At 61.9% G+C, this 12,932-nt stretch carries 10 protein-coding genes; 4 read left to right on the plus strand and 6 right to left on the minus strand.

Features of this window, described 5'->3' with window-relative positions:
• Positions 1–36: 36 nt before the first annotated feature.
• Both PCA20602_RS04480 and PCA20602_RS04485 read right to left on the minus strand, forming a co-directional pair.
• Positions 37–909, minus strand: coding sequence for a transporter substrate-binding domain-containing protein (locus PCA20602_RS04480; protein ID WP_246182065.1), 873 nt, complete (start codon positions 907–909; stop codon positions 37–39).
• 230 nt (positions 910–1,139) lie between these two features.
• On the minus strand, positions 1,140–2,063 hold the full coding sequence (locus tag PCA20602_RS04485) for a PhzF family phenazine biosynthesis protein (protein ID WP_150720165.1): 924 nt from the start codon (positions 2,061–2,063) through the stop codon (positions 1,140–1,142).
• 438 nt (positions 2,064–2,501) lie between these two features.
• Here PCA20602_RS04485 and PCA20602_RS04490 point away from each other — a divergent pair, with 438 nt between their 5' ends.
• Positions 2,502–3,260 (plus strand): helix-turn-helix transcriptional regulator, encoded by a 759-nt coding sequence (locus PCA20602_RS04490; protein ID WP_246182025.1) that lies wholly within the window; start codon positions 2,502–2,504, stop codon positions 3,258–3,260.
• 100 nt (positions 3,261–3,360) lie between these two features.
• A complete protein-coding gene (locus PCA20602_RS04495; RefSeq protein ID WP_150720167.1) occupies positions 3,361–4,278 on the plus strand; it encodes a LysR family transcriptional regulator in 918 nt (305 codons plus the stop codon).
• Here the strand turns inward: PCA20602_RS04495 and PCA20602_RS04500 are convergent.
• Entirely contained in the window at positions 4,228–5,103 is an 876-nt protein-coding gene (locus PCA20602_RS04500) for a LysR family transcriptional regulator (protein WP_150720168.1), read from the minus strand. The genes PCA20602_RS04495 and PCA20602_RS04500 overlap by 51 nt on opposite strands.
• Positions 5,104–5,207: 104 nt before the next feature.
• Here PCA20602_RS04500 and PCA20602_RS04505 point away from each other — a divergent pair, with 104 nt between their 5' ends.
• Both PCA20602_RS04505 and PCA20602_RS04510 read left to right on the plus strand, forming a co-directional pair.
• Positions 5,208–6,563, plus strand: a complete 1,356-nt coding sequence (locus PCA20602_RS04505; protein ID WP_150720169.1) for an FAD-dependent oxidoreductase — start codon at positions 5,208–5,210, stop codon at positions 6,561–6,563.
• Positions 6,564–6,660: 97 nt separating this feature from the next.
• Complete coding sequence (locus PCA20602_RS04510; RefSeq protein ID WP_217432364.1) at positions 6,661–7,890, plus strand: MFS transporter; 1,230 nt, start codon at positions 6,661–6,663, stop codon at positions 7,888–7,890.
• A 34-nt stretch (positions 7,891–7,924) separates the two neighbouring features.
• Here the strand turns inward: PCA20602_RS04510 and PCA20602_RS04515 are convergent, their stop codons facing one another.
• The 3 genes from PCA20602_RS04515 to PCA20602_RS04525 all read right to left on the minus strand — a co-directional run bounded on the left by PCA20602_RS04515 (position 7,925) and on the right by PCA20602_RS04525 (position 12,876).
• The gene (locus PCA20602_RS04515; RefSeq protein WP_174980868.1) at positions 7,925–9,412 is read right to left on the minus strand and encodes an argininosuccinate lyase; all 1,488 of its coding nucleotides are present in this window, start codon (positions 9,410–9,412) and stop codon (positions 7,925–7,927) included.
• Positions 9,413–9,542: 130 nt separating this feature from the next.
• The gene (locus PCA20602_RS04520; protein ID WP_150720171.1) at positions 9,543–10,997 is read right to left on the minus strand and encodes an NAD-dependent succinate-semialdehyde dehydrogenase; all 1,455 of its coding nucleotides are present in this window, start codon (positions 10,995–10,997) and stop codon (positions 9,543–9,545) included.
• 22 nt (positions 10,998–11,019) lie between these two features.
• A complete protein-coding gene (locus tag PCA20602_RS04525) occupies positions 11,020–12,876 on the minus strand; it encodes an FAD/NAD(P)-binding protein (RefSeq protein ID WP_150720172.1) in 1,857 nt (618 codons plus the stop codon).
• Positions 12,877–12,932: the final 56 nt, after the last annotated feature.

Genomic DNA, 12,932 nt, shown 5'->3' on the forward strand with positions numbered 1-12,932 from the left:
CCGTCAGGCGAAACCCATGACAGGCGTCGTAGCGGGTCAATAGTCCGCCTGATCGTTGGGGTGCGCGTAAATCTCGCGCAACTGGGGCGTCATCGCAAAATTGAAGTTGATGCCCTTCGGCGGCACAGGCTTTAGAAACCACTTGGCGTAAATGGCGTTGATTTCCCCGGAAGTCATGACGCCGGACAAGGTTTGGTCGACGAGCGCCTTGAAGATTGGGTCGTCCTTGCGCACCATGAAGGCGTAAGGCTCTCGCGACTGTGCGGTGCCCGTGACGATCCAGTCATCGGGCTTTCTCGATAGCGTGCGCGCCCCCGACAACAGCACGTCATCCAGCATGAACGCCCTCGCCCGCCCTGATTCGAGCGTGAGGAACGATTCGCCGTAGTCCTTCGCCGAGATGATGTTCATCCCCAGTTTCTTATCGACGTTCATATGACGAATGATCGTCTCGGCAGTCGTCCCGGCATTGGTCACCACCGTTTTGTTACTCAGATCGCCGAAGTCCTTGATGCCCGAATCCTTGTTGACGAGCAGCCGGGTCAACGCAAGGAAAACGGTATCCGAAAATGCGACCTGAGAATGACGAGCCTTGGTGTTGGTGGTCACGCCGCACTCAATGTCGATCGTGCCGTTTTGCAGCAGCGCAATTCGGTTCTGCGAATTGACGGGAACCATGCGGACCATCAGATTCGGTTTGCCCAGTTTCGTCTTTACGGCCTGAATCACCTTCTGGCAAAGATCCTGCGAAAAGCCCACGACATTCTGCTGACTGTCGTAATACGAGAATGGGATGGAGGCTTCGCGATGGCCGACAGCGATCACGCCGCTAGTATTGATTTTGGTGAGCGAGGGGCCGAGATCTTCGGAAAACGCCTGGTGAGACGTCAAGATGAGGGTCCCTAACATCGCGCAGGAGACGAGCCGTTTAATCGATCCCATGAGACAGTTACCTTAATGTGTTGGTCAGCAATGAATTGTGAAAACCTCAAGCGGTCCGCATCGCGCAATCGGGCTGTGCGCTTGGCGTTGATTCCGAATATAGAGGCGTCAAAATAGTTGCCTTATGCGGATTGCGCATGGCTTTCCGCCTCGACGGCATAGGGGTGTAAAAACGACCTGCACGTTGTCGAGAATCTTCATGCGTGCGGCTCAAGCATCGCGAATTCGACGGCACCGCTGATCCAGCATCCGGCGCTGCCCTCGCCGGGCTTGCGCAGTGCGACACGAATGCACGACGGACGCCCCATCGCAAAACCCTGATAGACCCGCATGGTCGAATCGTTGCCGGTGAGCCAGCGGTAATGGATTGCACCGTAAAGCGTGGCGGCGGCGGCAATGCCCGTGGCAGCGTCTTCCGGATAGCCTGAAGCGCGCGGGAATTGCCTCGCATGCAGTTCCAGCGGTTGGGTTCGCTCCACCGCGATGGGGTACAGACCCGTTGAGTCGAGGGCATCGCACAAGGCGGCGACACCGTTGAGCGCCGGGTTGAGCGCATTGAGCGCTTCGACCGACCGGAGCGGGATCAGCGTCTTGGTACGGCTCGTTCGCGCGTTGACGATGCCGAGCGGGGACAGATCGTCGGGCGAAATTCGCAATACGTCGCAGATGGATTCGATCAGTTGCGGATCGTCGATCGGTTCGACGATGCCGCGCGGTTGCCCGACGTCGATGCGCCGGGTCTCCTCGTCAAACCGAACGTCGACGATACCGCTGAGCGTCTCGACCGTTGCCTTGGCAGACGTCCAGCGTCCGGCCTCGCGCAGCAGCCACATCGCGCCGAGCGTGGCGTGACCGCACATTTCCATTTCGTGCGCTGGCACGAAAAATCGCAAGCGCCAGGTATGTCGCGAGTCGACCGCCCGGCAGACAAAGGCGCTTTCGTGCCCATAGCGTGCGGCGATGGCCTTCATCTCGTCGGAAGACAAGGCGTCGGCGTCGAACACGACAGGTGCCGGGTTGCCGCCGTTCGGGCCGGCCGAGAAGACGTTGACGAAGCGCAGGTCCGGCGACGTGCCGGCACTGTCGGGGCCGCCCATGGGCGAATTCGGGAGGGATGGCATGTGGGAAACACTCGGGATTGCAGGTGGGTTCAGGATGACGGGGCCGAAAAAGACCGTCGCCTCCGATTGGGCCATTTGGACCGCCCGATCGGGCCAAATGCTGGCCAGGCTCGCTGTGCCGATCCGCGCCGGGACTGGTATTTTCCCGAGCATGGCGCCGCAGGCAGGGTGTCTCGCGGCCATCCGGCGCGACGCCTCCCGATCTTCCTTGAACGGCTATACTGACGGTTCGATCGCCTCGCAGATGCGGCGCTGCCAGCAAAATCGTGCTGGAATGGGCGCAGCAATCCGTCGTTGCCGTCGCTCATCCTTGGCAGGCCCGCACCATCAGGGGAACGTAGCGTGAAGCCCTATCCGACCGCCCAACGTCATCTCTGCGGAGATCGTATCGCCGATGTCCGGCATGTGTCGGTCGGTGAGTACAGGACCCAACCGCACATGCATGACGATGAGTTCATGTTTCTGTTGCCGCGTACCGGGCAACTGGTGCTGAACGTCGAAACGAATGTATCGCCGGTTCGGGTCTCGCCGAAATCTTTTGTCGTCGTGCCGCCGCGTCGTATGCACGACACGCGGGGTTATCGCGTGGGTCAGGCGCATGTCGCGGTCTACGTTGCGAGCGACTTCGTGTCGTTTTGCGAGCGCAAGGCGAGTCGTAAGCTTTCATGTTCACGTGCGACGATCTGGTCAGCGCCACTGCTGCTGCTCGACGCTGTGCGCGTCGCCACGACGCAACCCTCACCCGATGCTGCCTTTTCCTCGGAGCTCGCCATTTTTCGTGCGGATCTTGCCGCGCAGACACTGGCGGCGAGTTGTGTCGAGGCCGGACTGACGTCGGCCCCGCTGCCTGCCGACCGAGGGGATGCGCAAGGGGAAATCGTGCACGACATCCGAATGTTTCTCGACAGCACGCTCGATCAACCCGTTTCGCTGGATCGCATCGCATACGAATTCGGCTTGTCGCGCCGCACATTGACGCGACTCTTTCGTGATCTCACCGGCGAGACCGTCGTCGATTACCAATCGCGCCGTCGGGTCGAAGTCGCAGCGGCGTTGCTGAGTGCTCCGGGCATAACCGTGCTGAGCGTGGCGGCAGCGGTGGGGCTCGACTCTCCGTCCTATCTGGCACGGCTTTTCAAGAAGTACGGATACGCCCCGCCGAACGCGTTCAAACACGTCGACTCCGGATCGAACTGAGCGCAGGGCGCCAGGGCGGTTCGACGCTGACCATCGCGCCGACATCACCGCTTACAATGTGCGGCACGCCCCACTCCCGGGCGATGAACCGTCGTCGATCATGGAACAAATACTTAGCTTGCGCGCGTTAGTTGCGGTGGCCGACCAGGGTTCATTCTCCGCCGCAGCGCGCATATTGAACGTCGTACCGTCCGTCGTGACGAAGCGCATCAATGAACTCGAAGCGTCGATCGGTGCGCCGTTGTTCCATCGAACGACACGATCCGTCACCACAACGCGGCTGGGTGCCGATCATCTCGAGCGCGCGAGGCAACTGCTCGACGAGCTGGACGCGCTCATCGGCGAGCCGTCTGTCAACGCTGAAGATATCGAGGGCCGTTTGAAATTGAAGGTCCCGTCCGCACTCGGGACCCTTCGACTTCGAGAGGCGTTCGACACGTTCCAACGCCGCTATCCGAAGATCGATCTGGAGATCGCCCTGCTCGACCGGCATATCAGCCCCGTGGAAGACGGTTTCGATCTGGCGATCGGCGTGGTCCAGCATCATCCCGGCGGTGTGGTCGAAGAGGTACTCCGTCCGCTGCAACGTCTGATGTGTGCTTCCCCCGACTATCTGGCACGCCGAGGAACACCGACGCATCCGCGTGAGCTGACCGGCCACGATTGCATGACGTTCTTTCCAACGCAGACGGAATGGGTGTTTGAAAAGGACGGTGCCGCGGTCAGGTTTGCCCCACAGCCCAAGTTCACCTCGAATGACCTGCTCTTGCTGCTGAGCGCCGCAGTGGATGGAAACGGCCTGACTCTCATGCCCGATTATGTCGCCGAGCAAGCACTAAAGGCCGGAACGCTTGTTCAGGTGCTGACGGACTGGACTGTACCGCCGGGTGAAATCCTCGCCATCATTCCGAAACATCGCGCTGCCGATCACGCCTTGCGTGCCCTGGTCGACGTCATACGGGAAGCCCTAGGCGGGCATTCTGCTCAGCCACTCGATCAGGCCGCGGATTCGCGGTAAGTCGACTTTGGTGTCAGGGACCGACGCCGTGACCCATGTCTCTACAGGGGCATAGTCGCCCATCAGCGGTATCAACGTCCCTGCTGCAAGCGCCGGTCCGCAGAGGTACGTCGGCAAGAGCGCAATCCCCTGCCCGCGTGTTGCCGCGTTCAGAATGCCCTGACCGTCGGCACTCATGAGGCGCGGTGTCACGTCGACAGTCACGGCCCGTCGATGCGCACGAAACGTCCATTTCTTTCCAACCGAATCCGGCGCGAGTGTCCAATGCCGTTGCAGCTCGCGCGGATGCGACGGCTGCCCATGTCGCGCCAGATAGTCAGGGGCCGCGCAAAGCACAAAGCGGCAGACGAACAACGGGATCTCCGTCACGCGCGGATAGGCACGCGACTGAAAATCTATGCAGATGTCGAACCCCTCCTCATCCGGATTCACGGAGCGTTCCAGCAGGACCACTTCCATGCGTAGCCCGACATGAGCCTTCAGGAACGAACTGAGTACGGCCGCCAGTCCGCCCTCGGCAAGCTCCGGCGATATCTTGATCCGGATCAGCCCCGCTGCACCGGGGCTTTCCTGACGTAACGACGCCATCAGATCGTCGAAGTTATGGACCAGCGTCTGAAGACTCGGAAGGATTCGCCGTCCCCCTTCCGTCAACGTCACGCTACGTGTGGTGCGCTTGAGCACCTCGAGCTTGAGGTGCCACTCCGCCGCGTTGACGCGCTTGATCATCACCGACGGTGACGTACCGGAGCGCCGGGCCGCTAGAGAAAAGCTCTCGCAGTTCGCCACCAGGACCAGTGAACGAAGGCTTTCGAGAAGATCCATGATTATTCGCAATATGGAATAAGTCTTGCGTCAATTTAGGCGATTGTAGTGGATTCGTTGCAAAGCTACCATCGCTTCAATTCCTACATTTCGCGAGACACGCCATGCTGTCGTTCAAAACCGCCGAGACAATTCTCGAGCCGGCCATCGCTACCCCCGTGGTCGGTAAGTTCGATGTGATCGTTCTGGGCGGCGGCCCCGCTGGCATGACGGCGGCGGTCGCCGCTGCACGCGCCGGTCACACCGTCTTGCTGGTGGAGCGCTACGGCTTTCTCGGGGGGATGGGCACGGCCGCCGGTGTCACCAATTTCTGCGGCCTTTATGCCAACGTCTTCGGCGAGATTCGTCAGGTAGTGCATGGCGTGGCGGATGATTTCCTTGCCGGCATCGATAAGCTTGGGGGCCTGAACGCCCCTCACCTGATTTTCCAGAAGACGTACGGACTGGCCTACGACACTTCGGCATTCAAGATGGCGGCAGACGAGCTCCTGCTCGACGCCGGCGTGGAGATTCTTTTTCACGCGCTGGCGGTCGGGGTCATCATGAGCGACAGCGAAACAATTCGCGGCCTCGCACTGGAAACCAAATCGGGGCGCGGCATCGCGCTGGCCAGCATGTTCATCGACTGCTCGGGCGATGGCGACCTTGCCGCATGGTCTGGCGTCGATTACGAAACCGGGGACTCGACTGGCAATACCCTCTATCCCTCGACGATGTTCCGTCTGAACAGTGTGGACAGCGATCGCGCCGCCGCCGCGTCAAAGGAGATGGATGCCCGGATGGCCGACGCCGAAAAGCACGGGTTCCGCTTCCCCCGGAAGACGCCGATCGTCAAGCCGCAGAAAAACAGCATCGAGTGGCGCGCCAACGTGACTCAGATTGCCAACGAAGACGGTACGGCGATCAATGGCGTTGATGCCATGCAACTGAGCGCCAGCGAGATCGAGGGACGTCGGCAGATTGCAGACGTGTTCCGTTTCCTGAAGACGGTACCGGGATTCGAACAGTCTTACATCGTGGATATTCCTCCGCAGGTCGGCATTCGCGAAACCCGGCGGATCGTTGGCGAATATCAGTTGACGGAGGAAGATGTCATCGGCTGCGCGAGCTTTTCGGACACGATCGGCGTGAACGGCTGGCCGCTGGAACTGCACGAAGCCGGCGATGTTACGTTTCGCTGGCAGCCGATTCCCGACTCTCGCGGCTTTAATCAGCTTCCCTATCGCATGTTGGTGCCGCATCGCATCGACAACCTGCTGGTCGCCGGTCGTTGCGCATCGATGACGCATGAGGGCCAGTCGGCAGCGCGCGTCTCCGGTGCGTGCTTTGTCATGGGGCAAGCGGCGGGCACGGCTGCGTCGCTTGCCATTGCGTCCGGATGCTCCCCTCGCAACATCGACGTGACGCGGCTTCAGGCCGAGCTTGAGCGCGACGGCGCCTATCTGGGCCGCGATCTCTGATCGGGCTTCTACATCCAGGCAAAAGAATGGTGTCGCCAAGGCACCCAAGCCAGAACGGGCAATACGGATAATGCCGTGCCCGCCGCAGGAGACAACAATGCAGGCCATCAAGACGAGCGGACCGAACGAGTCCGCCATGGATTCGCAGGTTCAGCATACGGGCATTTATCGCTGGGTCATTCTGGCCTTCGCGTGGGGGGCTTTGCTCCTGACGTTCGTCGATCGTCTGGTGTGGGGAAGCTTGTCGGTTCCCGTCGGACAGGCACTCGGCATGTCGTTGGGCTCGCTGGGCATCTTCGTGACAGCCTTCTATGTCGGTTACGTATTGTCCAATGTCGCTGGCGGCGTCGCGAGCGACTGGATGGGTCCACGCCGGGCGCTTGCGCTCTCCCTCCTGCCGCTGGGCATCTGCACATTCCTGTTCGGGCATATCCAGTCGGTGTCGCTCGGTATTCTGCTTCAGGCGCTGATGGGGCTTGCCGCCGGGTGCGACTATGCGGCGTGCGTGAAGCTCGCTGCGACGTGGTTCGATCGTCGGCATCGCGGTCGTGCCATCGGGTTGCTGATGACAGCAACGTCGCTCGCCGTGGTGGTGACCAACGCCGTCGTGCCCAAGCTTCTGGAAATCCAGTCGTGGAGCCGAATCTACGAACAACTCGGTGTCTTGACCGTCGTATTCGGTCTGGTTTGCTACGCCGTCGTGCGTGACGGTCCGCTGGAGGGACAGAACGTTCCAACGACGCGCAATCTTCGCCAACTGCTCAGGCACCGGGACATTCTCCTGCTGGCGCTCGCGGGCTTCGGCTCGATGTGGGGCACGTGGGGATTCACGTTCTGGGCCAACGCGCTGATGATCAAGGGCTACGGGCTTTCGGTCGCCGCCGCGGGAAGCATCACCGTGTTGTTCGGGGTTGGCGCCATCGTCTCGAAACCGCTGATCGGTCTCTTGTCGGACTGGCTCGGCGGGAAGCGAAAACTGCTGGTGATGATCTGTTTTTTCGGTTTCTGCGTGGCACTTCTGGTCTTCGGCCAGCTTCACTCCATCGAGCAATTTCGAGTGATTGCGCCACTGCTCGGCATCGCAGGTTTCGCTTACAGTCCGTTGTTAGCCGTCATGATCGCGGAAACTGCGGGGCCCTCTGCGGCCGGCTCGGCCACAGGGTTCACCAACGCGTTCTGGCAACTCGGCAGCGTCGTTGTGCCGGTCGTCGTGGGGCTGGTGTTCCAGTCGACCCACTCATTCTTCTTCGCCTTCCTCACACTCGCCGCCGGGCCCGCGCTCGCGTTGCTTTGTCTGATTCCTGTGCGCGAAGCAACGCGATCTTAGCGATCATGGCGCGGATGCCCGGAGCCTTCCCTTGCTAGTTCGTCGGCAGATACTTGCTGAAATCTTTGTCGAGCGAGGCCAGTGACTGATCGATCGTCTGGCGGTGGGTGTCAATCCACTTGCCGTCGGCGTCGAGTTCCCGATCGGTGCGCGCCAGCATGCGTTTCATCTCGGCCGGTTGCGGACCGCCCGATGTCGCCCGATGCATGACGATAGCCACCGGGTCGAGCGTCGCACGGAACTGGGATTCGGTCATCGGCAACTCGCCCCCGCTGACGTTCATCTCCGTCAGCGTCTGCTTGAAGATGCGCTGTGCCTCTGCATACGGGAACTGGCTGGGGCGAAGATCATGAGCCTTCGCGTAATCGACGATCTCCGACGCAAAGTGGTGTCCCACCCGGAACGGCAGCCCGTGCTCACGCATCAGCACATCGGCGATTTCCTGTGATGCCGTCCAGTCGCTGTCGAGTTCGTCGAGCGCGCGTTGCGGATCGATCACCAGGGCGTTGAGCACGCGGTCCCAGCGCTTGAGCAACGCCGTGGTCCGATCCATGACCGCCATGTTCTCGTCGATGTGCTTCGCATCGCTCATGCCCGGCGGAATGTTGTGCGCCGTGATCGCGCGACCCACGCCAAGGGTGACGACCATCGACGCCGCCGTGCGGGTGTCGTTGAGCAGCCCCGGGTTGCGCTTTTGCGGCATTGCGCTCGACACATAGGTGTTGCCGCCGCCTTCGCGCAGCAGAATCCACGGACGCGGCTGTGCATACTGCACCATCACGTCCTGCACGAACGCCGATGTGTGCAGCGCGATGCTCGTCGCGAGCGCACCGATCTCCACAGGCAGGTCCGTCGCGGCGATCTGCGCGGCGTCGTAGGCGTTATCGACCTTGTCGGCAAAGCCGAGCGCATGGGCCATCCTGTCGCGATCCAGCGGCCAGCTCGTGCCGTTGAGCACCGTCGTTCCCATCGGGGACAGATCCACTCGTGCGTACAGCTCGTGCAGACGTTGCGCGTCGCGCTGAAGCCCCGCCACATGGCCGAGCAGGTAATGACCGTAGCTGTTCGGCTGGGCGGCCACGCCATTGGTGTAATTGGGGACGATGGTCGCTTCGTACTGTTGCGCAAGCCGCCGCAATGTGGCCGTGGTGGTGCGCAACTGCGCAGCGAGCACGAGCAGGCGATCGCGGTACATCGCGGCACGCACCGTGGCCAGCATGTCCTGACTGGAGCGACCGGCATGCAGCAACGTCGCCTCGACGCCCGCTGCCTTGATCAGCAACGGCTCGAACGTGATGACCAGATCCGGACGGGCGCCGCCGGGCTGATCCCCCGCGCTCAGTACCGTGTCGAGCCCCTTGGCGATGTGCGGCGCAAGCTTCGCGTCCAGCAAGCCTTGACGGGTGTTGATCACCAGCGACGCCTTGTTGATCTCACCCAGCCAGTAGAACGCGTCTCGCTGGGGCGCGGCGTTCGTTGCCGTAGCGGTCGCGGTTTGCGCCATGGCCGGCGCGGCAAGCATCGTGGTGAGGCAGAGTCCCAACCCGGCAATTCGTTTCTTGCGCACTGCGTGTCTCCTGATCGTCGAGGCGTCCGAAGGGGGATCGGCGCCGGCATTTTCTGTGCAGGCGCTAACCATACTCCGGCCGACGTCAGACCGCCACTGTGACGAATTTGCTCATCAGATACGGTTCGATGGCGTCGGGGCCGCCTTCTTCTCCGTACCCGGAGTCACGCACCCCGCCGAACGGGACTTCAGGCAGTCCCAACCCGCCGTGATTGATACTCGTCATGCCAGCAACGACGCGTCGACTGACCTCGTGGATCGTGGCGGCCGAGCGGGAAAACGCGTAGGAGGCCAGCCCGTACGGCAGGCGGTTCGCTTCCGCTATCGCATCGTTCAGGGTCTGGAATCGGTTCACTATCGCCACGGGGCCGAACGGTTCTTCGTTCATGATGCGCGCCGTGATCGGTACGTTCGTCAATACGGTCGGCGCAAAGAAGTAGCCCGGCCGGTCGAGTCGTCGGCCGCCGAGCCGAAGCGTGGCCCCTTGCGCGAGAGCGTCCGACACTAACGCTTCGAGCGCGTGAACCCGTCGCTCATTGGCCAGCGGCCCCATGCGCGTCTGAGGATCCAGTCCATTGCCGACGGCGATGCTGCCGGCGAGATCCGCGAAGCGCTCGACGAACGCGTCTGCCATGTCGTTTTGCACCAGGAAACGCGTCGGCGAAGCGCAAACCTGCCCGGCATTGCGAAACTTGGCCGTGGCGAGCGTTTGTACCGTCAGCGCAAGATCCGCGTCGTCAAAGATCAGCACGGGGGCATGACCGCCCAGCTCCATGGTGGAGCGTTTCATGTGCTGACCGGCAAGCGACGCGAGATGTTTGCCGACGCGCGTTGAGCCTGTGAACGAGACCGCCGCGATATCGGGGTGCGGGATAAGAAACTCGGAAATGTCGCCCGGCACGCCATAGACAAGATTGATCGCGTGATCCGGGACACCCGCATCGAGGAAGGCCTGAATCAGTGCGGCAGGCGACGCCGGCGTTTCCTCGGGCGCCTTGACGATCACGGAGCATCCTGCGGCCAGTGCCGCCGCCAGCTTGATCGCTACCTGGCTGACCGGGAAATTCCATGGCGTGAATGCGGCCACCTGGCCCACTGGCAGTTTCATCGTGTACTGCATGACATTGGACTTGCGAGGCGGGATGACACGTCCGAAGTTGCGTCTGCCCTGCTCCGCCAGCCAATCGGTCACATCCGCCGAGTCGTGAATCTCGGCCGCTGCCTCGGCTAACGGCTTGCCTTGCTCCCACGTCAGCAGGTGCGCGATGGCGTCTACGCGCTCGCGAAGCAACGTTGCCGCCTTGCTCAGGATGAGCGCGCGCGCTTGCGGCCCGGTCTCGTGCCACTGCGCAAATCCCTTGACCCCGGCCTGTACGGCACGCTCAAGGTCAGAACGCACTGCGCTCGCGACCGACCCGATCGACGCCCCCGTTGCCGGATCACGCACGGCGATCTGCTCGCGGTCTCCGCCCTCGCGCCAATCGCCTGCGATGAAGCATTTCACGTCAGGATAGCGTTGCGGGCTGTCTTCACGCTTCATGAAGCCATCTCCTTCGATGACATCAGCCGTCCACCGGCTGCAATTCGCCCGTCCGACGGGCATCTGACGTCAGTATCTCTTCGCACAGCGCCCGCACGATCGTATCGGCATCCACCGTCTGTCGGGAGAGGATGCCCGATCGCGGCAGCACGTTCGTGTAATAGTGCGCTCCCTCCACCACGAAACCAGTCGCCCACAGCCCGCGTTGCGGGTTGCCATACCGGTCCATGACGCGCATGTCTTGCGTGATGTCGATGCCGCCGGCGTGATACGCCCCGTTCATGAAGGGCCGTATTACCCCCCTCGCCAGCAGGTGAGTGGCTAACGGTGAATCGTCAGTCAGCGGCGAGTAGCGATCGGTGCGCGCGGCGATCACGACGTCGACAGCGGTGCTTTCTTCGTAAGACGCCTGATCCACGCGAACCCGAAAGGTCCAGTCGTCGGCCATCTCTATTCGCGTCTTCGACCCGCCGGCGACCTGGAGCACACCCGCGTCAAAAAGCGCGAGCCATTCCTCGTTGCGTATCAGTGGCGGGCCGAACGAGATCCGGTTGATGATCGGGTTGAACGCTTCAAGAAAGTACTTGTGCGATTCGGGCGACATGCCGCCGAATTCCAGCGTGGCCCGTAAGGCGTCGCGCGCATCGCGAAGCACATCGGTCGCGGCCTTGAGTCCGCTTGCGCAATTGCCCCGGTAGGCTTCATCCAGATCGTATTTCATGGCGCCGAGGAACCACTTCCGGAAATCGTCGGGATCTCGAAACGTCTTGTCCCGTATCGGCCAGAGGATGTCGTGAACGATCCGAACCTCCTCCTCGGTCGGAGAAAAGCGGGCCGGATCCACCTCTACGCCGCCTTCGGTGGCACGATAGGCGAGCGCCATCTCCTTGACGATCAGCGGAAATATCTCAGACTGAAAATCCACGCCGGCGCGTCCTGCCTGCAATGCGCGCCGACGTAACTCTCTCGCCGCCTGCGGCGTGAAGAACCGGCACTCGTATTGTCCCCGCTGCCCCTTTTGATTGACCCCGCGCGCTGCAAACGGCAGCGTGTGCCGGGACCCGACCCAGATTTTGGGCTCGCGGCCAGACGGCTGGTACACGAACCTACCGTCCACCGTGCGGTATTTTCCACCCCGGCCGATCGTGAGCGCGGACACCACGTCGTGGGCGGTAAGCCCCAGCCCGCGAACGGCCACACGCGCACGCGAATCGATGGCGTCGAGCTTTTCCACCGGATAAGGCGCTTCGATATAAGCCAGATGCGGGTTGTTCGACTGTCCCGCCTGCGCAAACGCGGCAAGCTTCCGGTCTTCTTCGTTCGATGCGCGCTGGATATGTCCCGTTGCGAGCACCACGAACTGGGCACTGAGCGCGTCACCATTCGTCAGACGCACAACGTACTGGCCGTCGTGCGGCCAGATATCGACCGCCCTGGCGCGAACATGACGAACGTGAATATTTTCCGGAAGGGCCGCCAGCACTTCACGTCCGAAGGCAGACAAGTAACGTCCGAGCAGTGCGCGCGGCAAGTGATTTCGCTCGCTTAACGGCTCGCCGCCGGGCGCGATGGCGATCTCATACCCTTGCGCGAATCGCCGGTACCCCTGATCGACAACCCAATCCAGAAACGACGGCTTGCGCTCGCCACCCAAGGGTCCGCCCGGCGGATACATCGTGATCTGTGCCGCCAGCGTGTTGATCATCAGGTGACTGGCCTGGGAGGCACTGTGCGCGCCCTCTCCCAACTCGCCGGGGTCTATGACGACAACGTCGAGTCGCTGTTCGCGCGGGAGTTGACCGCCATAAACCACGAGTCGTTCCAGAATCGACAGCGCGCGCGCTCCACCGCCAACGATGGCAAGCCGAAAATCCGCCATACGGCACCCCTCAACGCAATGACGTCAATTTCACGAAAGTCCCCGACGGGCCGACG

Source organism: Pandoraea capi (assembly GCF_902459735.1).
Classification (GTDB): domain Bacteria; phylum Pseudomonadota; class Gammaproteobacteria; order Burkholderiales; family Burkholderiaceae; genus Pandoraea; species Pandoraea capi.

Coding starts and splice junctions, on each gene's coding strand:
- PCA20602_RS04515 (WP_174980868.1), bottom strand. CDS start 9,412: ATGCTTGCCGCGCCGGCCATGGCGCAAACCGCGACCGCTACGGCAACG.
- PCA20602_RS04510 (WP_217432364.1), top strand. CDS start 6,661: ATGCAGGCCATCAAGACGAGCGGACCGAACGAGTCCGCCATGGATTCG.
- PCA20602_RS04485 (WP_150720165.1), bottom strand. CDS start 2,063: ATGCCATCCCTCCCGAATTCGCCCATGGGCGGCCCCGACAGTGCCGGC.
- PCA20602_RS04505 (WP_150720169.1), top strand. CDS start 5,208: ATGCTGTCGTTCAAAACCGCCGAGACAATTCTCGAGCCGGCCATCGCT.
- PCA20602_RS04495 (WP_150720167.1), top strand. CDS start 3,361: ATGGAACAAATACTTAGCTTGCGCGCGTTAGTTGCGGTGGCCGACCAG.
- PCA20602_RS04490 (WP_246182025.1), top strand. CDS start 2,502: ATGCATGACGATGAGTTCATGTTTCTGTTGCCGCGTACCGGGCAACTG.
- PCA20602_RS04525 (WP_150720172.1), bottom strand. CDS start 12,876: ATGGCGGATTTTCGGCTTGCCATCGTTGGCGGTGGAGCGCGCGCGCTG.
- PCA20602_RS04520 (WP_150720171.1), bottom strand. CDS start 10,997: ATGAAGCGTGAAGACAGCCCGCAACGCTATCCTGACGTGAAATGCTTC.
- PCA20602_RS04500 (WP_150720168.1), bottom strand. CDS start 5,103: ATGGATCTTCTCGAAAGCCTTCGTTCACTGGTCCTGGTGGCGAACTGC.
- PCA20602_RS04480 (WP_246182065.1), bottom strand. CDS start 909: ATGTTAGGGACCCTCATCTTGACGTCTCACCAGGCGTTTTCCGAAGAT.